Genomic DNA, 19,001 nt, shown 5'->3' with positions numbered 1-19,001 from the left:
ATCGCAATGGGCGTTTCGTTTTGGGTGGTTCGTTTCCGACACCCGCCAGGCGGTCGGCGGGCACACGTCGTGGGCCCCTGCTAAAGGACGATTCCGGCCGCCCGGAGTTGTTCGATCCTCGCGCTGGAAAGGCCCGCTTCGGCGAGGACCTCATCGGTGTGCTCGCCGAGCATCGGACTCGGCGACTGGGCTTCAAGCGGCGTTTCCGACATCTGGAATGGCGGGCCGACCATCTTCATCCCGCCCAGCATCGGGTGCTCCACGTGGACCTGGAGGCCATTGGCGATCGTTTGTGGATGGTCGAAGAGTTCTTCGATGAAGAAGACCGGACCGGCCGGGACTCCGTGCTGCTCGAACCGCTGGCCCCACTCGTCCGTGGTCTTCGTCCGGAAGAGCGCTTCGGCTTCGGCTACCAGCTCCGGCCCGCGGGTCTCCCAGCCCTCCGGGGCCATCACAAAGGTGCCGTCCGGCTGGAACCGCGGGTCCTTTATCCCCGTTGCCGCCATCACCTTGATCCGCAGCGCCATGCTCAGCGCGCCAACGGCGATGAATCCGTCCTTCGTCTGGTAGACGCGGTAGTAGATGTTCCCCGCGGCCGCGGGCCTGAACATCTTGTGTACCCCTACCTGCTGGGTAAAGGTCTTCATCTCGCTGCGTGCCTGCTTCAGGCTCTCGAGCATCGGCGGGATGACCTCGTCATCGAACATCTCGAGCCAGGTGAACTGGCTCGTCTGCATCGCCATGGCCGTCCCCATCAGGGTGCAGTCGATCCGCTGGCCCTTGCCGGTCTTCTCCCGGTGGTAGAGCGCCGCGCAAATGGCGTTGGACATCTGGATTCCGGTGGCGTAGTCGCCAATCGCCGGGTACACGTACGTGGGGACGTCCCCATCGAGCTTCGCCTCTCCTGCCATCAGGCCGGTCAGCGCCTGGACGACGATGTCGTAGCCGCCGCGCTTGGCGAGCGGACCCTTCTTACCGAAGGCCGTGTTCTCGCAGTAGACGATGTTCGGGTTGATCGCGCTCAGCGTCGGGTAGTCAATGCCGAGTTGTTCGGCAACCCCCGGACGATAGTTGATGATGACCACGTCGCTGTCCTTCACCAGCGAGTGGATGACGGCCTGGGCCTCGGGTTGCGCCATGTCCATGGCCACGCCCCGTTTTCCCCGGTTCAGGCTCGCGAAAACGCGCGATTCCTTCGGCACGAGTTCGACCATCAGGCGCCACGGTTCGCCAGCGATCGGTTCGAACTTCGTGACCTCGGCGCCCATATCGGCGAGATGCATGCCGCAGAACGGCCCGGCGATGACCTGAGAGAACTCGAGCACCTTGACGCCCGAGAGTGGACCAGAAGCCATGAACAACCCCCTCCCAACTGCAGAGTAGTAAGCCGCCGTATTCTAACGTGAACGTGAGGGTGCGCCAGTTCGCATCGTGCGCAGAGCCGAAGAGGGCGCCCGAAGGGGCGCCCTCTTCCTTCGTTTGAGAGTGTTCGCGAGTGTCAACTCGCCCGCGGGACCACCAGAACGGGCCGCTTCGCGCCGTGCACCACGCGGTCCGTGGTGCTCCCGAGGGCGAGGCGTTTACCAAGCCCCTTCCCGGAAGACGTGAGCACGATGAGCGCGGCGTCGATCTCTTCGCTTGCTTCGAGCAACGCGTTTGTCGCATCTCCCATGCGCAGGAGCGTCTTCTCTCCCGCCTTCGCCACGCTGGCCAGGTAGCTCTTGGCTGCCTCTTCCATCGTGGTGGCGAGGTCCGCCGGGTACGTCGCGAACTCGACGCCGACCGCGGGAGGAATGCTGTAAGTGCGCAGCATCACGAGGGGGCGGCCTTCCTTCGCTGCGAGTGCCCGCGCCGCGGCAAGCCCCCGTTCCGCCTCTTCAGAGCCATCAAGGCCGACGAGGATGGGCTGGCCGGCACGCGGTGCGTGGGGCTCGTCGGCCCCGGGCTCGATGAGGACTGGGACGCCGGCGCCACGCACGATCTTGTCCGCGACGCTGCCGATGATCATCGCCCGGAAGCCTCCGCGGCCGTGGGAGCCGATGACGATCCCGGCCGCCGTAACCGAAGCCGAAAGCACTTCTTCGGCAGCGGGACCCGCGAGGACCTGGCAATCAACCTTGCCGAGCCCGTGCCGCGCGGCCAGTTCAGCGGCGTAGCTCTGGAACAACTCCGCTGCCTTCGCCCGCGCTTCCGGCCTGGTTTCGGAGTCGATGACGTGGACGAACTTCAGAGGCGCACCGGTCAACTTTGAGTACCAGGTCGCGGCTGGAAGCGCATGCTCGGCAACTTTCGAACCGTCGAGCGGGACAAGGATAGGCTTGGGATCGGGCACGGGGGCACCTCGCATCTTTGCTGGTTGCGCAAGCATGAATCATTCGAGCGCCGCAGGCGAGCGCCACCAGGCCCCTGCCCCCCGGCCTATCGGGCGTTCAGTGGTGTACCAATGGCCACCGGCAGGCCACGAACGTGGCGGGCGTGAGCCGGTGGCCCCGGGTTCCGGCTCCGCCTGTCACTCCCTGGCGAGGTTCGAGAGGGCCTCCCCCGTCACCCGGTAGGTAGTCCACTCGTCCATCGAGACGGCGCCGAGCGCCCGGTAGAAGGCAATCGAGGGCTCGTTCCAATCCAGTACCGCCCATTCGAGGCGGGCGCAGTCGCGTTCGACCGCTAGCCGGGCGAGCGCCGAAAGGAGCGCTTTCCCGTACCCCTGGCCGCGCAACTCCGGCCGGACGAACAGGTCCTCCAGGTAGATGCCCGGTTTGCCCTCCCACGTGCTGAAGTTGTGGAAGAACAGCGCGAAACCGGCACTGGCGCCGGAGTCGGTCTCCGCGAGGATCACTTCGGCGTAGGGCCTTGGGCCGAAGAGGTGCCCGCCCAGGGTCTCCCGGTCCAGCCGGACGGCCTCGGGTTCCCGCTCGTACTCCGCGAGGCCGTGGATCAGCTCGATGATGGTATCCAGGTCTGCCTCGGTCGCCGGGCGGAGTGCCATCGCTCTCAGACGAGCTCGACTTTCGAAATGGTGGCGCCTTCGCGCGCGACCCTTGTCACCAGTGAACGTCCCGAGTACCCCTGTGCTTCGGCTGTGGCGAGCATCGCGGCAGCGATCTCGCGGGACTGGCCTTCGGGGCAGATGGCCGCCACCGAGCTCCCTGCTCCACTCAGCCAGGCCGCGTGCGCGCCGGCGCCACGCGCCGCAGCGAAGACATCGAACAGCGGCGGGAAGAGGCCCGCGCGCTGCCGCTGGTGGATGCGGTCGTCTGTCGCTTCCGCCAGCAGTTCCATTCGGCCAGATGCCATCGCAGCGACGAAGAGCGCGGCGCGCCCGGTGTTATGCACGGTGTCGGCCTTCGAGTATTGCTCCGGCAGGGCCTTCCGTGCTTCTTTCGTGGGCATGGAGTGGTCCGGGATCAGGATGGCCATCGCCGCATCCTGGGGGTACTTGCAGTCGGCTCGCAGGTAGTGTCCGTCGGCTGCCTGGACGCACACCTGCATGCCGCCGAACAGCGCCGGACAGGCATTGTCGCCATGGCCTTCGAGTTCGCTGGCGATGTCCAGCATCTGTCCCTCGTCCATCGCCCCGCGCTCAAACTCGTTCACTGCAACAACTCCGGCCACCCGCGCGACCGCACTCGCGCCGAGTCCTCGCCCGAGCGGGATCGAAACGTGATACCGCGCTCGGACGCCGTTCGGCGCTGCACGGCCGATGTGCTGGTACGTCTGCCGGATCGCCGTGAGCACCATCTTCTCGCCGACATCGTCGGTCGGCGGCTCCTCGGCATCTCCGAAAGTGACGGTGATCGATGCGAACATGTCCAGTGCCAGACCGAGGCAGTCGAATCCGGCGCCGAGGTTGGCGCTGGTGGCCGGGACACGGACAGTGATGGCGGTAGATTCCATGGAGCGCTCCCAGGTTTCGAAGCCGCCATGATACCTGCCCCTGCCCAACCGGGAACGAGCCACCGGTTCGCCCGGCCGGCATCGCGCCAACACCGGTGACTCGGCGCCGGCCGGTGGCGCTACTATGGGCGCGTGAAGCTGACTCCCTCCGCCGCTCGATGCGTGCCGTGATCCTCGCCGCCGGTGATGGCGGAAGGCTCGAACCTCACACCTCAGCACTCCCGAAACCGCTCATCCCGATCTGCGGCCGCCCCTTGATCGAGTTCACCCTCGATGCCCTGGCGGAAACCGGGGTTTCGGAGGTCGTAGTGGTTACCGGGTACCGGGAGGCACAGCTCCGCGACGGCGTGGAGGCAATCGGTCGAGGGCGCCTCCGCCTCACGTTCGTGACGAATGCCCGGTTCCATTCCGGAGCTTCGCTCTCCCTCCGCGCGGCACGCGAATCGTGCGGAGAGGAACCGTTCCTGCTCCTGATGGCCGACCATCTGCTATCCGCTGCCATCGTGGAGCCGCTCATCGCTGCTCCACGCCCCCCGGGCGTGTCGCTCGTCGCGGCTGACGCGGAGCCCTGGCCCCACGACTACGTCGACGAAGCCACGCGGCTGAGGTTCGGCGCCGATGGAATGACCGTTGCCGCCATCGGCAAACACGTGTCCCCCTGGGACGCGCTCGACACCGGCGCCTTCCTCCTCGCCCCGGAGGCCTGGTCCGCAGTCGAGGACTCCCCGGAGGACTGCGAACTATCCGTGATCTTCGGCGAGCTCGCGAAGCGGGATATGCTTCACGCCGTGGATGTTTCCGGGGCCAGCTGGTACGACGTAGACACGGTCGAGGACCTGGAGGCCGCGAGCAGGTTGATCGCGGCTGGCGCCAGCCGATGACCTATGACGGCATCGTCTCGCGGTACCTCAACCGCCCCTTGAGCCGGCCCCTGGCGCGGGCGCTCAGGCGGACTCCGCTCACCCCGAACACCGTGACTTCATTCACCCTCCTGCTTGCCCTGGCCAGCGGCGGGGCGATGGCTGCCGGATGGAACATCGCCGGTGGGATTGCCATCCAGGCCGTCAGCGTGATCGATGGCGTGGACGGCGAACTGGCGCGTTTGAAGAACATGGCGACGCGGTTCGGCGGCGTTTTCGACGCTGTGACGGACCGCTACGCCGATGCCGCCATCCTCGCCGGAATGACCGTGTTCGCCGTCCGCTTCGAAGGCCACCCCCACCCGGAATTCGTGGGCATGCTCGCGCTTTCGGCGGCGCTCATAGTCAGTTACAGCCGTGCGCGAATAGAAGCCGATCTGCCCGACGTCATCGAATCCGGCCGACTCGATTCGGTCTTTGGCCTCGCCAGCCGCGACGTGCGGTCGCTGATCGCGGCCATCGGCACCGTCATGGGGCAGTGCTACTGGACGCTCATCGTGTTGGCAGCCGTCTCCGCCCTGACTGTCGCCTGGCGGCTGGTCTACCTGCGTGTCACGGTCGGTAGTCGCCGGTTCCCCACGGAAACCTAGGTCGGCGGGGTCGCGCCTAGAACTGTGACCAGTCCGGGTCGCGCTTCTCCAGGAATGAGCGGACACCCTCCTGGAATTCCGGCGCCCGCAGGCAGGCCTTCTGGTTCACCCATTCGAATTCCAGCTGTTGCTCGAGCGTCGCCGTCTGAGAATTGTGGAGCGCCCGGCGGGTGTAGATCATGGCCGAAGGCGGCGAGTTCGCGATGCCACGTGCCAGGGAGAGGGCCGCGTCCATCAGTTCTTCGTGAGGCACCACCCTGGAGACGAGCCCCATGTTGAGTGCTTCCGTGGCATCGACCATTCGCCCCGTGAAGAACATCTCGGAGGCGCGCTCCGGGCCGATGAGGCGCGGGAGGAACCACGAGAGCCCGCAATCGGGCGCGAGCGCACGCTTGATGAATACGGTGCTGAAGCGCGCCTGCTCGCTCGCGATACGGATGTCGAAAGCGGAGCAGAAACCCAGACCGCCTCCGACGGCAACGCCGTTGACGGCTGCGATCGTCGGTTTATCGCAGCCGCGCAGGTTCAGGATAGTGCGGCCCACCTCGCCGATAGGGTCGACGGCGTTCCAACGCTTGCTGTTTTCGTTGGCCCCTCCGCTGCCGACGGCCTGGAGGTCGGCGCCGGCATTCCACGCGCGGCCTTCGCCGGTCACCACGAAGGCGCGGACCCGGTCATCCGCGCGGCCTTCGAGGAGCGCGGCGTTGAATTCGGCGAGCAAGGTTCCGCCGAGCGAGTTCATGCGTTCGGGGCGGTTGAATCTGATGACCATGACGCCATCGGTGGTGTCGACGATACAGTCGCCCATTGGTGTGGCTCCTTCGAGGCGAGTTTTGGTGCCGCGATTGTGGCGTCTCGCGCAAGGAAACGAAAGCGCCGGTAGTGGGGCCTCGCCCGCGTGTGATCGCACAACCTCCCTGATGGCGCCTTTACCGCCTCAGCCCGACAATCTGGCGAATGGCCACCCGAGTCGATGTTGTCATCCCCTGCTACAACGAGGTGACGGTCCTCGAACAGAGCGTCCTCACCACGCTCGCACTGTTTGAGCAGAACACCCAGTACGACTGGCGCCTGGTCATCGCCGACAACGGGTCGAACGACGGCACATCGGAACTCGCTCGCGACCTCGATGCGCGGTTCGAACGGGTGAAGGCCCTGGTCCTGACCGTGAAAGGGCGCGGCCTCGCCCTCCGCGAAGCCTGGCTCACGAGTGACGCGGATATCGTCAGCTATATGGATGTCGACCTCAGCACCGACATCAACCATCTGCCGGAACTTGTCACCATGGTCGCCGAACGGGGTTGCGATGTCGCTATCGGCTCCCGGTTGGCAAAGGGCTCGAAGACCGACCGGCAGCTCAAGCGAGAGATCACGTCCCGCGGATATGTGGCGCTCATCCGGATGACGTTCCCGAGGCTCAAGATCTCCGATGCCCAGTGCGGCTTTAAGGCGCTCAACCGCAAGGCTGTCCTCGCAGTCGTGCCCCAAATCGAAAACCGAATGTGGTTCTTCGATACGGAGCTCCTCATCCTTGCGCACCAGGCTGGGCTCAAGATCTGCGAGTTGCCAGTCCGCTGGGTGGAAGATACAGACACGAAGGTCAAGATCATCAGCACCGCCACGGAAGACATCCGCGGCCTGCTGCGCATGCGGTTCCGGCGGAAGACCCGGCCCTCCTGACGCTGCCCTCCCCATTTGACTAGCGCTGGAACCGCTCTCCCGGGCGGTCACGCCGCCGCCTACGGGTGCGAATCTCGTCCCAGCACACCGAGCCGGGACCGGCTCGCTGGAGGTTTAGCCCCATGTCCACCGAATCCACCACCCTCGTCCAGGTCTCCGCGGGCTTTGCGGCGGCCGTCGAAACTGCCGGCGCGTCCACGGTCCTGGTCAATGCCCGGCGGCGCATTCCCGCCAGCGGCGTCGTCTGGTCGGCGGACGGCACGATCGTCACTGCCCATCACGTCATCGAACGTGATGAAGTCGAGGTCGTCCTGGCCGATGGCTCGAAGCACCAGGCCACGGTTGCCGGCCGTGACCCAGGCTCCGATATCGCCGTCCTGAAGATAGGGCCGGCGGGGCTCACCCCGGCACTTCGGGCGCCCGCCGGCTCCGCGAAAGTCGGCAACCTGGTTCTCGCCGTCGGCCGGCCGTCCCTGGAAGGCCCGATGGCGTCGCTCGGCGTCGTGGGGGCGATCGGCGGTCCATGGCGTACCTTCCGCGGAGGCGAGGTCGAAGGCTACATCCGCACGGACACCACTTTCTTTCCCGGCTTCTCCGGCGGACCGCTGGTCGATGCCGAGGGCCGGGTCGTCGGCATCAACAGCGCACGCCTCGGCCGCGGCGCCGGGCTAACAGTCCCCGTTGCGGCAGTCGAGCGCATCGCGGCGGACTTGCTCGCCGGCGGACAAGTCCGCCGTGCCTACCTGGGCATCAGCAGCCAGGTGGCCAGGCTCCCCGTGGCACTCGCCGCCCTGGCCGGCGGCCGCGAGACCGGCCTCCTGATCATCTCCGTGGAGCCCGACAGCCCGGCCGACGCCGCAGGCGTCCTCATCGGCGATATCCTCATCGAACTCGGCGGTCAACCCGTCGACGACACGGATTCGCTGCAGGCTCAGCTCGGCCCATCGCACATTGGCCAGGCGACCCCGGCTTCGGTCTTGCGGGGCGGAGAACGGAAGGACCTCACCGTTACCATCGGCGAACGTTCTTGACGCTCCTGCGGGAGGGCTTGCGGCATCGCGGGCCCTCCTCCGAAAGGAGCACGAAGCCCCGGCCCCGGAATGCTAAGCTCAGTGAACAGGTATCGATGAACGAACCGGCCCCAGAACCATTCGCCATTCTTCGCGTAGCCGTCCAGGCGGCCTACCCTTCGGTCCGTGCCGGGCTCCGCGCGATGCTCGCCGCGAACCCGGCATTCGAGCTGGCGAACGAAGCTGCCGATGTCACCGTGGCGGACCTTGAAGAAGACAGCTCGAACGAGGACTGGCCACATGGCCCGGCCGTGCTCCTCGCGGCCTCCCCCGGCGAGCTCGCCACCGCAGTGATCTCCGGTGACACCCCACGCGCGTACCTCCTCAAAGAGGCGACCGCTTCCGAGCTTGCCGCCGCCGTCAACGCCGTGGCGCAGGGGCTGGTCGTGTTCGACCCGGCGATCGCCGCTTTGATATCGAACCGTCCCCATGAGGCTCCACTCCTGCTCGAAGGCGCGAACCTCTCCGACCGGGAGATCGAGGTCCTGCGGCATGTGGCCGCCGGCCTGCCAAACAAAGGGATTGCCCGCGAACTGAGCATCAGCGAGCACACCGTCAAGTTCCACGTCGGCACAATCCTCGGCAAGCTCGGCGCGGCATCGCGGACGGAAGCGGTCACGCTGGCGGTCCGCGGCGGCATCCTGCCGCTCTAGGCGCCCCGCTTCCACGAACGGGGGAAATATGACTTTTGTCATAGTTCCATTGCTTGATCTGTGGGTACGGTGGCGGTTAACTTGACTAATTCGGTCAACTTTATCAGCTGACCCCGGGGGTTTCCGTCATGACTGCAGCACAAGCGATGGCCAGTCCGGCCCAAGAAGGCACGGATGAGCACCACAAGGTGGTCATCATCGGAGGCGGGAACGCCGGCATCAGCGTCGCCGCCAGGCTCATGCGCAAGCTCAAGGGGCTCGATGTCGCGGTCATCGATCCTTCCGACAAGCACTACTATCAGCCGCTCTGGACGCTGGTCGGCGGCGGCGTGGTCAAGAAGCAAGCGACCGAAAGGTCCGAGGCCTCGGTCATTCCCAAAGGCGTGGCCTGGATCCGCGATTCCGTCGCCGAAATCTGCCCCGAAGAGAACGCGGTCCTGACGGGTAGCCGCAAGCGTATCGGCTACGACTACCTCGTCGTCGCGCCCGGCATCCAGGTGAACTGGGGCAAGGTTGAGGGTCTGGAACAGGCGCTCGGCAAGAACGGCGTCTGCAGCAACTACAGCTACGACCTGGTCGACAAGACGTGGGAGTTCATCAATGGCTTCCAGGGCGGCACAGCCCTGTTCACCCACCCGGCGACGCCGATCAAGTGCGGCGGCGCACCACAGAAAATCGCCTACCTCGCCGATGACACGTTCCGGAAGAAGGGCCTGCGCGACAAGGCCACAATCCTCTTCCGTTCGGGGCAGCCCAGCATCTTCGCGGTCGAAAAGTACGCGAAGACGCTTCGTGCTGTGGTTGAGCGCAAGGGCATCGATGCGAAGTTCCGCGAAAGCCTGGTCGCCGTGGACGGCGAGGCGCAAGAAGCGACCTTCGAGAACCTGGATACGAAGGAGCGCACTGTTATCCACTACGACCTGCTCCACGTGGTCCCGCCGATGAGCGCACCCGACTTCATCCGCAGCGGGCCCCTCGCCAACGCCGACGGCTGGGTGGATGTCGACCGTGACACCCTGCAGCATGTCCGCTACCCCAATGTCTTTTCACTCGGCGATGCCAGCAGCCTGCCGACGAGCAAGACTGGCGCCGCCATCCGTAAGCAGGCGCCGGTGCTGGTGAAGAACCTGGTCGCTGCGATCCTCGGGCGCCCGCTCGAAGGCAAGTACGACGGCTACACCGCCTGCCCGCTCGTTACCGGTTACGGCAAACTCGTCATGGCGGAATTCGACTACAACAACGAGCCCCGGGAAACCTTCCCATTCGACCAATCGAAGGAACGCTGGACGATGTACCAGGTGAAGGCCCGCCTCCTTCCGAAGCTCTACTGGTGGGGCATCCTCAAAGGCCGGGCGTAGGGTCTCCGCAGCGAATCGCTCGCAGCCCGGCCGTTGGGAGCCGGGCCCATCGCTCCACGCCTCCGCCTGCCGAAGGAGACCTTCGCTGCTGTGCCGGTGGAACTCGCTGCGGATCAGCGGCGAGTGACAGCCGGTACTAGTGGAAGCTTCCCCCAAGCAGGTCCCTTGCCATGATGAGCCGCTGCACTTCGCTCGGCCCTTCGCCGACACGCCGGATGCGGATCTCGCGGTACCAGCGTTCCAGCGGAAGGTCCTTCGTCATCCCGTAGCCGCCGTGGATCTGCATCGCCCGGTCGACGACGCGGCCCCCGGCTTCGCTGGCGACGAGCTTCGCCATCGCCGCCTCGGTCCGGAACGACTCGTTGCGGTTCGCCTTGTGCGCCGCGGCCAGCGTGAGCCAGGTGCTCGTGCGGATGTCGATTTCGTTGTCCACGATCATCCACTGGATCGCCTGGCGGGAAGCCAGGATGTCGCCGAAGGTCTCGCGCTGGTTGGCGTAACTGATCGCCATCTCCTGGGCCTTCACCGCGACTCCGATGCAGCCGGCCGCGTAGGGAATGCGCTGGCGGCTCAGCCGGTCGTTGGCGATGCCGAACCCGCGGTTCACCTCGCCGAGCACGTTCGCCGCCGAGACGCGCAGGTTGTCGAATTGCAGCTCAGTCGCGTAACTCGTTGAGCGCAGGGTGTGCACCACGCGGCGCACATGGAATCCGGGTGCATCGGCATCGACGAGGAAGCAGGTGATGCCTTCGCGGCCTTTGGAGCTGTCCGTCCGCGCGAACACGATCCCGTAGTCAGCCTTGTCGGCGCCGCTGATGAAGATCTTGCCGCCGTTGATCACCCAGTCGTCCCCGTCCTTCACGGCAGAGGTCTTGATCGCCCGGGCGGGGTCGCTCCCACCCGAGGGCTCGGTTAGCCCGAAGAAGCCGTGCTTCTCGCCCCGCAGGGTCGGATAGAGGTATCGCTGTTTCTGGTCTTCGTTTGCCTCGAAGAGCTGTGCCAGGCCAGCGCCGCCGAACACTCCGTAGCAGGGCGTGTAGAGCCCGGCCCGGTGCTGGGCCATTTCGATCGCCATGAGCGTGCGCGTGACGATGTCGACATCCGGTCCACCGTAGGCGACCGGGATATCGAGGCCGTAGAAGCCCATCTTCTTGACCTGGGCGACGAGACGGTCGTGGTCGGCCGGGTCGAGTTCACTGCCGTCGGGGTCCAGGTCGGCCTCGAGCGGGACGATTTCATTGCGCACGAACTTGCGCACGGTATCGACGATGAGCTTCTGCTCATCAGAGAGTTCCAGGTCCATCGCGATCTACCCCAACCTTCCGAGCTTCGGCACCGCTTCGTGCCCGTTCATCTCTGGGACAGCGCCATGCGCGCCCACGTGCAACATCAGGAGTTCCCGCCAGCGCGTCTGGTACTGGTTGTTCACCTCGTACCGGAACTGCGGCGCCGATCCGAGCCGCTTCTCGAGCTCGCTGCGAAGGCCGAAGAGGCTCTTACCGCCTGCGAACCCGATGTAGACCACTCGTCCCGCGTCGTCGGCGAGTTGAAACACGCCCATCTGGCCCGGCAACCTCGCCACGCGTTCGGCGGAAAACTCCAACCACGGCTTTTCCAGGTGCAACTTCATCGGGTCGCAGTCTACGCTTCCGCACCCTTCCGAAGGGAAATCCACGGCCTCGCGGTCACCTCGCCAGCGGCGCAGGGGGCGGGGACAACGTATCGTTTCACCGATGCGCATCCTTCGCCTGGGCAGCAGTATCGACTCGGAAGGAGAGACCCCCTCCGAGGAGCGAGCCGCCAGTCTGGCGGGGCGAATCCTGGCCAGCGCTTCCGGAGAGCAGGTGGAGACGATCCTGCGGATGCCCCGCCCGAACGAGAGGATGCCGGAGATCGTCGAGGGCTGGGTTGCCGAGCTAAAGCCGGAGATCGTCTGTTTCAACATCAGCTCTCATTGGTGCGAGGCCGAACTGATCGCACTTCGCCTGCAGCGACTGGGCCCGGCCGGCCGCTTCCTGAGCCGCAGGCTCAACAGCGCCACGAGGAGTTACGACTTCAATGCCAGTCCGCTCGTCAGGCTCTCGCGAAGCGTTGCCACGCGGGTTGTGGGCGGGCGGCCCCCGTTTACACCAGCGGAAGCCGCTACAGCGATCGAAGCCAGCCTCCGCCGGGTCCTTCGCCACGAACACGTGGCGGTCGTCCTCGCCGGGAGTCCGTACTCGGCCGCCCTCGAAGGCGGGGCTGCCGCCCGCCGGCGCGCGATGCGCCGCCGGGCCGAACTCTTCGGCAGGCTTGCGCCCGTCTGCGATTCGCTCCATATCCCATACGACCTGCCGCCTCACGATGCGGACGCGTTCGCGAAAGCGGTCCGCACCCGTGACCGCCTTCACTTCGGCCCGGAGATGCACCGCCGCTGCGGGGAGCTCCAGGGCCGCCTGATGGTTGCAGCCTGGCAGGCAGCACAGGTGGAAACACGGATGCCCTCAGGCCAAGCAGGGCGCCCTACTTCTTCTCCAGCTTGTCGAGGCGAGTGAACAATTCCCACTCAACCTTGATGTGATCCAGCGTCGATGCCGCGATCACACCCAGTCCGCCGACGATGCCGCCAACCAGTGTCAGGGCATCGTTGTCGCCCGCAGCGCCGATGCCGAGGACCACGACTCCGGCACCGCCGAGAAGTGATGCGACGGCCGGCAGTGAATGCCCCTCCTCGCTGCTGTGAACTCGGGCTGCGAAGCTGCGAAAGCCACTCATGTATGCGTCCTCCTGGATTTGGCCCGAACTGTGATGACTCGCGCGGCCCCCGTCAACCGCCCGTGTTCATCGCCCAGGCGACAACTGTCGCGTACAACTGGCCGCCGGCCGCGCCGACGTGGATGCCGTCGCTGTGGAAGAGTTCGCCGTGGCCTTCAGTCGCCTCGTACCAATCGGCAACCCGGACGTTGCCCCATCGAGCTGCAGCCGACCGGATGATCTCGTTGTTCCCGGCTTCCCACGGCCTGCCGACGCGCACCGTGACCAGCACCACCTTCGCACCGGCCGCCGCTTCCACCATCGCATCCACCTGGTCGATGGAGAGTGGGCCGTTGTTCCCCGTGTGAATGATGACCACGTCTTCGGTACGGCCGGATGCCCGGCGCCCCTGGAGGATGCGGACCACCTCGCCAACGTGGCGCCCGACCTGAGCGTCGACTTCGACGGTACCGCAGACGCCGAGGTACGGCGCCGCCCCCATCAGGACCGAATCGCCGACGGCGAAGATCGGTGCGCTCGTGGGCGGCGGTGGTGGCGGTGGAGTGGGAGCCGTTGTCGGCGCCGGGACGGTTGGAGTAGCGGGTTCCTGCGCTGGAACGGCCGTCGCCTCCGGCGTTGCCTCGTCGCCTGCCGACGCTGAGGCCGCGGCCGGAACTTCCGGCGTCGCGCTTGACTCGGCGTCCGGCGGAACCTCCACAAACGGGACCAGGGAGCTCGCCGGCTCCACCCCTACGAGAGGAGCACCGACAACTCCGTGGAATCCGCCTTCGGCGAGGTAATACGGCACGGTCGCATCGGGCGCGTGGAACGCCGTGAATACCAGGGCGAACGCCGACAGGCCGCCGCTCGCCGCGAGTAGCCGTGCCCGGATGGGCGCCCGCCCGAATGCGGAACGGAACGTTCGGGAAACCGCGCCGGTCCGGAAGGGCCGTTCGACGAACCGGTACGACACTTCGGCCGCGAGTGCTGCCAGCGCCAGTCGCCCCGCAAGCAGGTCCAGCCCGTCGAAGGGCACGTCGACCCCGGGGCGGGTGAGCACAAACAGCGGCCAGTGCCAGAGGTAGAGGCCGTAGGAGCGCGTCCCTGCCCAGCGCATCGATCCACTGCCCAGCAGCCGGGGTAGCCCCTTCGATCCGGGGTGAGTTGCAGCGACGATGGAGGTGCTGGCGCCGGCGGCGATGATGACGAAGCCCCAGGGGTAAAGCCAACCGGTGGAGGCGTCGATGGTGAGGAACGCCCATCCGATGGCGAGGAGTGCCGCGCACCCTGCCGCTGTGACCGCGAGCCGCGTGCCCGTGCCGCCAGCCCGCGCCTTTCCCGGGTCCCAGGCCATCGCCAGGGCGGCCCCGGCCAGGAGGCCGCCGGCCCGCGTGTCCGTGCCGTAATAGAGGCGCGCCGGGTCGACTGCGGGGTCATGCAGCGCGGCCATCAGCGCGTATGAGCCCGCCATCGCGAGGACTGTCACCAGCAGCGCTCCTCGCCTGCCCAGCAGCTTCAGAAGTGCGAGGAACACGATCGGCCACACCAGGTAGAACTGCTCCTCCACGGCCAGCGACCAGAGGTGCTGGAGCAGCGACGGACGGCCCAGCGTTTCGAAGTACGGCTGGTTTCCGAAGACCAGCCACCAGTTGGTCGCGTAGCCAGCGGCCGAGAGCGCATCTCCTCGCAGGCCCGAGACTTCCTCCGGAAGGAACGCCAGGGCGTACGCCAGGCTCGCAAGCACAACCACACCGGCGGCGGGCAACAGCCTCCGCAGCCGCCGTCCCCAGAAGGCGCGCAGCCGGAACCTCCCGTCTCGCTCGAACTCGCGCAGCAGGAGCAGCGTGATCAGGTAGCCGCTCACGACGAAGAACACCTCGACTCCGAGGAAACCACCGCTCACCGCCGTCACATCACCGTGAAAGAGGAGGACGGCCAGTACGGCGATCGCGCGCAAACCGTCGATTCCCGGCAGGTAACCGGGTCCTCCGCTGTGGCCAGGGGTTCGCGTCAGCCGCACGCGTCACGCTCCTGCGAGGTGCGCGGCAACACTCAACGCCGTTGCCGGCGAAGAGGCGCCGTCAAGTCACTACGCTCGATCTTTGCGGCGTTCCGGGCAAGGAGGTCCGGGCGGCAACCGCCTCGGCCGGTGCCCCAAGCCGTGCCGGCCGAGGTGTTACCTTCCCTCGAAGCGCGGGGCCCGCTTCTCCAGCCGGGCTGCCATGCCTTCCCGGGCGTCACCTGATGTCCGGGCGGCATCGACCAGCGCATCGACATCAGCGTGTGGGATGCCGTCGCGGAAAGCCATCTCGCGCACCAGCAGCGCTTTCATCGCCCGCAGCGAGAGAGGCGCATTCGCGGCGAGGCGCCCAATCACGGCATCGGCCGCCGCTTCCAGTCCCTCAGGCGGCGCGACGCGTGCTATGAGCCCCAGGGCATACATCCGCTCCGCGGGGATCGGGTCACCGAGCAAGAGAACCTCGCGCGCTGCCACCGGGCCGCCGACTTCGAGCAACTTCTTCGCCAGGAACCATGTCGGCGCCAGGCCGATCTGTGCGAGCGACATTCCGAACCGGGCGGCAGTCGAAGCAACCACAAGGTCGCAGTGCAGCGCCAGTTCGTTCCCGCCCGCGATAGCGTCGCCCTGGACCACACCCACAACGGGCAGCGGGTAGTGCTCGATGAGGTCCAGCACATGCTCGATGGGGCTCGCGCCGCGCATCGGTCCACCTTCGCCTCGCTCCTTGAGGTCGAGCCCCGCGCAGAACACCGTGCCGTTGGCGCGGATGACGGTCACGCGCTCTTCGGGGGGCGGCGTCACGTTGAATGCGGCGGCCAACTCGTCCAGCATCTGTGCGTCCATGGCGTTGCGCTTCTCCGCCCGGTCCAGGGTCACGCTCCGCACGGCTCCTGCCGCTTCGACAATCACTCGTCCCAATTTCATCCCCTCCATTTTGAATCCCGATTTCCTAGTGCCCGACCCCTGTGGGCTCGTCGGCCACAACTCCGCAGCGGCGGAGTTCGTCAACCTCCGCCGTGGGGATGCCCAACAGCTCGCGGAGGATGTAGTCGTTCGCTTCGCCGAACCCGGGCGCCGGTCCCGACACGGGGACCGGCGTCTCCGAAAGCCGGAACGCCACGCGCGGATACGGCGTCCGGCCCACGCCGGGCGTTTCCACGTATTCGAAGCCGGAGTACGCCCGAACGTGCGGGTCGGTCAGCAGTTCGGCTGCATTGAGCACAGCACCGGCGGCGATTCCTGCGGCCTGCAATTCCGCCTGCGCTTCGTAGTGCGTCCGTCCCTCCGTCCATGCCGTGATTGCAGCGGCAATGTCCCCGCGAGCGGCTCTTCTCGCGGCCGCTCCCGCATACCGTGCGGCCATTTCCGTCCGTCCGATGAGGTTGCACAGCGCCATCCATTCGCGCTCGTCCTCAACAGCGATGGCTACCCATGCATCCTCGCCCCGGCAGCGGAACATCCCGTGTGGCTCCATGGCCGGGTGGTCGTTGCCCGTGCGCCGGCGTTCTCGCCCGTTCATCGCGTAGTCGATGTAGGCATCGCCGAGCACCTGGAATTCGCCTTCGATCATCGCGAGTTCCAGGTGCTGGCCCTCGCCGGTGCGCTCCACATGCCGCAGCGCTGCGCAGACAGCGAACGCCGTCAAAACGCCTGCTTGCTGGTCGCAGAAGAAGTTCCCGGGTTTCATCGGTGGGCCGTCCGCGTATCCGGTCAGGTGGCTCAGGCCGCTCATCGCGTCGATCCCTGGCCCGTAGGAAATCCGGTCGCGCAGTGGCCCCGAAAGACCGAACGCGGGCATCGAAGCGAGGACAATGCGGGGGTTCAGTTCCCGGAGCGTTTCGAAGTCGATCCCAAGGTTCCCCATCACGCGCGGCGAGAAGTTCTGCACCACGACGTCGCTCTTCGCCGCCAGTGCAAGGAACAACTCGCGTCCCTCCGCCGTCGCGACATCGAGCGCGAGACTGCGCTTGCCGTGGTTGAGTTCGTTGAAAGTCATGATCCGGTTGTACGAAGGGGCGTCGGCGCCTTCGAGGAGGGGCGCAACGCCGGCGGCAACCTTCGGTCGGCTCCCCGGCGCTTCCACCTTGATCACCTCGGCGCCGAGGTCGGCAAGGATGAATGAGGCGATCGGTCCTGCCACAGCGTTCGTGAAGTCGATCACGCGGAGGCCCGAAAGTGGCTTCAGGCCCCTCCTCTGCGTCTCCGGCCGGGTCGGGGCCGTTTCGTTGCCGGTCCAGCTCGCGTCGGAGTGTTGGCCCAGCATCGGCGCGGGAGCGCACGTCCAGGGCGTCGCACTCATCCGAAATGGTGCTCCCGGCTGCAGGACGGGTCCGGCGCCCGGATGCTCGATGGTGACGAAGCTGCCGCGCTCCCGATGATGAGGCTCCGACATCACCTCGCCGGGTTCGCGCACCTCAGTGAAGGGCAGCCGCAGCTCCTGCGCGCTCGACACGATCGCTTCGCGTGTCTTGTCTGCCAGCCATTCGTCCATGATCGCGTCGACCTCGTCGGCGTGGCCCATCATCGAAGACAAGAGGTCCGGCGCCGCTAGGCGTGGGTGTGGGATAAGCACCCCCAGCAGGTCGAGGAAGCGGTTGTTCGAGTGACAATGCACGTAGCCATCGGCGCATGGCCGGATCGTCGACGGATAGGAATGCTCGGGCGGAAATCCAAGCAGCCGGGTGCCGTTTCGCCGATGGATCCGGCCGTAGAAGTGGGCGCCCTGTTCGACTGCCCCCAGGAGGAACGTCGCCGCCTGCATCGCGGCGCAATCGACCACCTGGCCTGTGCCGGTCACTTCGCGGGCGAGTAGCGCGGCCATCACGCCCAACGCCAGCTGTGCACCGGCCTGGTACTCCACGAGCGAGCCATACGCCTTCAGCGGCTCCCGGTCGGGAGAGCCCGTCAGCATCGCGTAGCCGCCGAGGGAGTACGTGATGAGTTCGCCGCCCCGATAGTCCGCGTATGGCCCGTTTAGTCCGAATCCAGTCACGCTCGCGATCACCAGCGCGGGGTACTCGGCACGCCACGCGTCAAGGTCGATCTTCGCCGCCGCCAGTTCCGCCGGCCGGAGGCTGGTGATGACCACGTCGGCGCCGCGGAGGAGCCTGGTCACGGCCGTCCCCTCCCCCGTCGCGAGGTCCGCGATCGTGCTCCGTTTCCCGGTGTTCAGGTGAAGGAAGAGGCCCGAGCACTCGGCGTTCGGCGCGTCCCCAGGGAACGGCCCGTCCCGCCGGGTCCGGTCGCCGTTGAGTGGTTCGACCTTGATGACATCCGCGCCGAGGCCCGCCAACAGCTTGCCGCAGTACGGCCCGCTCACACCTTCGGCCAATTCGAGGACGCGGATACCCGCCAGCGCTCCCGCCAATTCGGAACTCCTGCCGGGAAACCCGCGGCGCTGCGATTCTACCCACCACCCGCCGCTGCATCACAGTCGTTAGCTGGCGTGTCCCCCTGGGGGCCCCTGGACTCGGGGGCCAGGTAGCCGCCACCGGCCGCCCGCCTACCAGGCGGTCCCGAACTTCTCCCGGTACGCCACCTCTGAAACCGGCCGCCGCTTGTTCTTCCCCAGCTTCACCGCGGGCCAGCCCATCGGGATCACCGCGTCGATGTGCGTGCCTTCTGGCACCCCGAGGAAGTCCTTGAGTTCCTGCTCCTTCAGCTTCCCGCGCGATGTCGTCAGGACCGTCCCGAGCCCCGCCGCGTGAGCCGCGAGGAGCAGGTTCTGGATTCCCGGATACACCGATCCACCCCAGGCGGCGGAGCCGGTCGCCGACATTCCAAACGGGTTCTCGGCGCACACGAAAATGATCACCGGGACTTCGTCCCACGGTGTCCGTCCGGGAGCGGGGGCTTCATCTACGAGTTCGGCGAGCTTCTTCTTTGCCGCCGGATCGGTTACGACGATGAACCGCAGGACCTGCACGTTCTTGGCGCTCGGCGCCCGGGTTGCGGCCCGGAGAATCTTCTCGATGAGGACGTCGTCGATGGGGTCGCTGGTGAACTCGCGAACGGCACGTTGCCGGGCCATCAACTCGGTCAGGGAATCCAGGCTGGCGATTTCGGTCATGGTGTCATCCTTGG

At 66.5% G+C, this 19,001-nt stretch carries 19 protein-coding genes; 7 read left to right on the top strand and 12 right to left on the bottom strand.

The genetic code is table 11. The features are described 5' to 3' along the window. Window positions 1–80 precede the first annotated feature (80 nt). The 4 genes from IPG14_RS13810 to thrB form a co-directional block, all read right to left on the bottom strand. On the bottom strand, window positions 81–1,355 hold the full coding sequence (locus IPG14_RS13810) for a CoA transferase (protein ID WP_343386129.1): 1,275 nt from the start codon (window positions 1,353–1,355) through the stop codon (window positions 81–83). 143 nt (window positions 1,356–1,498) lie between these two features. After that, on the bottom strand, window positions 1,499–2,332 hold the full coding sequence (locus IPG14_RS13805) for a universal stress protein (RefSeq protein WP_343392194.1): 834 nt from the start codon (window positions 2,330–2,332) through the stop codon (window positions 1,499–1,501). Window positions 2,333–2,509: 177 nt separating this feature from the next. Further along, the gene (locus tag IPG14_RS13800; protein ID WP_343392193.1) at window positions 2,510–2,986 is read right to left on the bottom strand and encodes a GNAT family N-acetyltransferase; all 477 of its coding nucleotides are present in this window, start codon (window positions 2,984–2,986) and stop codon (window positions 2,510–2,512) included. Window positions 2,987–2,991: 5 nt separating this feature from the next. Further along, a complete protein-coding gene (thrB, locus tag IPG14_RS13795) occupies window positions 2,992–3,894 on the bottom strand; it encodes a homoserine kinase (protein ID WP_343392192.1) in 903 nt (300 codons plus the stop codon). A 113-nt stretch (window positions 3,895–4,007) separates the two neighbouring features. On the opposite strand from thrB, the gene IPG14_RS13790 reads away from it, so the two are divergent. Then, on the top strand, window positions 4,008–4,775 hold the full coding sequence (locus IPG14_RS13790; RefSeq protein WP_343386126.1) for an NTP transferase domain-containing protein: 768 nt from the start codon (window positions 4,008–4,010) through the stop codon (window positions 4,773–4,775). After that, window positions 4,772–5,404: a CDP-alcohol phosphatidyltransferase family protein gene (locus tag IPG14_RS13785; protein WP_343392191.1), complete on the top strand. Its 633-nt coding sequence runs from the start codon at window positions 4,772–4,774 to the stop codon at window positions 5,402–5,404. The genes IPG14_RS13790 and IPG14_RS13785 overlap by 4 nt, the downstream gene beginning before the upstream one ends. Window positions 5,405–5,420: 16 nt before the next feature. Here IPG14_RS13785 and IPG14_RS13780 read toward each other — a convergent pair whose 3' ends face one another. Beyond that, entirely contained in the window at window positions 5,421–6,212 is a 792-nt protein-coding gene (locus IPG14_RS13780; protein ID WP_343386124.1) for an enoyl-CoA hydratase-related protein, read from the bottom strand. Between the two features lie 149 nt (window positions 6,213–6,361). Here IPG14_RS13780 and IPG14_RS13775 point away from each other — a divergent pair, with 149 nt between their 5' ends. From IPG14_RS13775 to IPG14_RS13760, 4 genes are all read left to right on the top strand, one after another. Further along, complete coding sequence (locus IPG14_RS13775; RefSeq protein WP_343386123.1) at window positions 6,362–7,084, top strand: glycosyltransferase; 723 nt, start codon at window positions 6,362–6,364, stop codon at window positions 7,082–7,084. A 122-nt stretch (window positions 7,085–7,206) separates the two neighbouring features. Then, a complete protein-coding gene (locus tag IPG14_RS13770; protein WP_343392190.1) occupies window positions 7,207–8,115 on the top strand; it encodes a trypsin-like peptidase domain-containing protein in 909 nt (302 codons plus the stop codon). A 95-nt stretch (window positions 8,116–8,210) separates the two neighbouring features. After that, on the top strand, window positions 8,211–8,807 hold the full coding sequence (locus IPG14_RS13765; protein ID WP_343392189.1) for a response regulator transcription factor: 597 nt from the start codon (window positions 8,211–8,213) through the stop codon (window positions 8,805–8,807). 128 nt (window positions 8,808–8,935) lie between these two features. Further along, the gene (locus tag IPG14_RS13760) at window positions 8,936–10,165 is read left to right on the top strand and encodes an FAD/NAD(P)-binding oxidoreductase (RefSeq protein ID WP_343392188.1); all 1,230 of its coding nucleotides are present in this window, start codon (window positions 8,936–8,938) and stop codon (window positions 10,163–10,165) included. Window positions 10,166–10,301: 136 nt separating this feature from the next. Here IPG14_RS13760 and IPG14_RS13755 read toward each other — a convergent pair whose 3' ends face one another. Next, a complete protein-coding gene (locus IPG14_RS13755) occupies window positions 10,302–11,468 on the bottom strand; it encodes an acyl-CoA dehydrogenase family protein (protein ID WP_343386119.1) in 1,167 nt (388 codons plus the stop codon). Window positions 11,469–11,474: 6 nt separating this feature from the next. After that, window positions 11,475–11,795: a hypothetical protein gene (locus tag IPG14_RS13750; RefSeq protein ID WP_343386118.1), complete on the bottom strand. Its 321-nt coding sequence runs from the start codon at window positions 11,793–11,795 to the stop codon at window positions 11,475–11,477. A 103-nt stretch (window positions 11,796–11,898) separates the two neighbouring features. Here IPG14_RS13750 and IPG14_RS13745 point away from each other — a divergent pair, with 103 nt between their 5' ends. After that, window positions 11,899–12,699, top strand: a complete 801-nt coding sequence (locus IPG14_RS13745; protein ID WP_343392187.1) for a hypothetical protein — start codon at window positions 11,899–11,901, stop codon at window positions 12,697–12,699. Here the strand turns inward: IPG14_RS13745 and IPG14_RS13740 are convergent. From IPG14_RS13740 to IPG14_RS13720, 5 genes are all read right to left on the bottom strand, one after another. Further along, on the bottom strand, window positions 12,668–12,919 hold the full coding sequence (locus tag IPG14_RS13740; protein WP_343386116.1) for a hypothetical protein: 252 nt from the start codon (window positions 12,917–12,919) through the stop codon (window positions 12,668–12,670). The two genes, IPG14_RS13745 and IPG14_RS13740, sit on opposite strands and share 32 nt — an antisense overlap. A gap of 52 nt (window positions 12,920–12,971) precedes the next feature. Then, window positions 12,972–14,918 (bottom strand): acyltransferase family protein, encoded by a 1,947-nt coding sequence (locus IPG14_RS13735; protein ID WP_343392186.1) that lies wholly within the window; start codon window positions 14,916–14,918, stop codon window positions 12,972–12,974. A gap of 156 nt (window positions 14,919–15,074) precedes the next feature. Then, complete coding sequence (locus IPG14_RS13730; protein ID WP_343386114.1) at window positions 15,075–15,842, bottom strand: enoyl-CoA hydratase/isomerase family protein; 768 nt, start codon at window positions 15,840–15,842, stop codon at window positions 15,075–15,077. A gap of 25 nt (window positions 15,843–15,867) precedes the next feature. Next, on the bottom strand, window positions 15,868–18,285 hold the full coding sequence (locus IPG14_RS13725) for a CoA transferase (RefSeq protein WP_343392185.1): 2,418 nt from the start codon (window positions 18,283–18,285) through the stop codon (window positions 15,868–15,870). A 135-nt stretch (window positions 18,286–18,420) separates the two neighbouring features. After that, window positions 18,421–18,987 (bottom strand): nitroreductase family protein, encoded by a 567-nt coding sequence (locus tag IPG14_RS13720; RefSeq protein WP_343386112.1) that lies wholly within the window; start codon window positions 18,985–18,987, stop codon window positions 18,421–18,423. Window positions 18,988–19,001: the final 14 nt, after the last annotated feature.

It is taken from the genome of Candidatus Amarobacter glycogenicus (assembly GCF_016704105.1).
GTDB classification, from domain to species: Bacteria; Chloroflexota; Dehalococcoidia; order Tepidiformales; family Tepidiformaceae; genus Amarobacter; species Amarobacter glycogenicus.
This window is presented reverse-complemented; position numbering and strand designations above follow the sequence as displayed.

What these genes read in the sequence shown, in the direction of transcription:
- IPG14_RS13800 (WP_343392193.1), bottom strand. Translation starts at nt 2,986, where the DNA reads ATGGCACTCCGCCCGGCGACCGAGGCAGACCTGGATACCATCATCGAG.
- IPG14_RS13740 (WP_343386116.1), bottom strand. Translation starts at nt 12,919, where the DNA reads ATGAGTGGCTTTCGCAGCTTCGCAGCCCGAGTTCACAGCAGCGAGGAG.
- IPG14_RS13760 (WP_343392188.1), top strand. Translation starts at nt 8,936, where the DNA reads ATGACTGCAGCACAAGCGATGGCCAGTCCGGCCCAAGAAGGCACGGAT.
- IPG14_RS13745 (WP_343392187.1), top strand. Translation starts at nt 11,899, where the DNA reads ATGCGCATCCTTCGCCTGGGCAGCAGTATCGACTCGGAAGGAGAGACC.
- IPG14_RS13755 (WP_343386119.1), bottom strand. Translation starts at nt 11,468, where the DNA reads ATGGACCTGGAACTCTCTGATGAGCAGAAGCTCATCGTCGATACCGTG.
- IPG14_RS13720 (WP_343386112.1), bottom strand. Translation starts at nt 18,987, where the DNA reads ATGACCGAAATCGCCAGCCTGGATTCCCTGACCGAGTTGATGGCCCGG.
- IPG14_RS13775 (WP_343386123.1), top strand. Translation starts at nt 6,362, where the DNA reads ATGGCCACCCGAGTCGATGTTGTCATCCCCTGCTACAACGAGGTGACG.
- IPG14_RS13810 (WP_343386129.1), bottom strand. Translation starts at nt 1,355, where the DNA reads ATGGCTTCTGGTCCACTCTCGGGCGTCAAGGTGCTCGAGTTCTCTCAG.
- IPG14_RS13750 (WP_343386118.1), bottom strand. Translation starts at nt 11,795, where the DNA reads ATGAAGTTGCACCTGGAAAAGCCGTGGTTGGAGTTTTCCGCCGAACGC.
- IPG14_RS13765 (WP_343392189.1), top strand. Translation starts at nt 8,211, where the DNA reads ATGAACGAACCGGCCCCAGAACCATTCGCCATTCTTCGCGTAGCCGTC.
- IPG14_RS13770 (WP_343392190.1), top strand. Translation starts at nt 7,207, where the DNA reads ATGTCCACCGAATCCACCACCCTCGTCCAGGTCTCCGCGGGCTTTGCG.
- IPG14_RS13780 (WP_343386124.1), bottom strand. Translation starts at nt 6,212, where the DNA reads ATGGGCGACTGTATCGTCGACACCACCGATGGCGTCATGGTCATCAGA.
- IPG14_RS13785 (WP_343392191.1), top strand. Translation starts at nt 4,772, where the DNA reads ATGACCTATGACGGCATCGTCTCGCGGTACCTCAACCGCCCCTTGAGC.
- thrB (WP_343392192.1), bottom strand. Translation starts at nt 3,894, where the DNA reads ATGGAATCTACCGCCATCACTGTCCGTGTCCCGGCCACCAGCGCCAAC.
- IPG14_RS13730 (WP_343386114.1), bottom strand. Translation starts at nt 15,842, where the DNA reads ATGAAATTGGGACGAGTGATTGTCGAAGCGGCAGGAGCCGTGCGGAGC.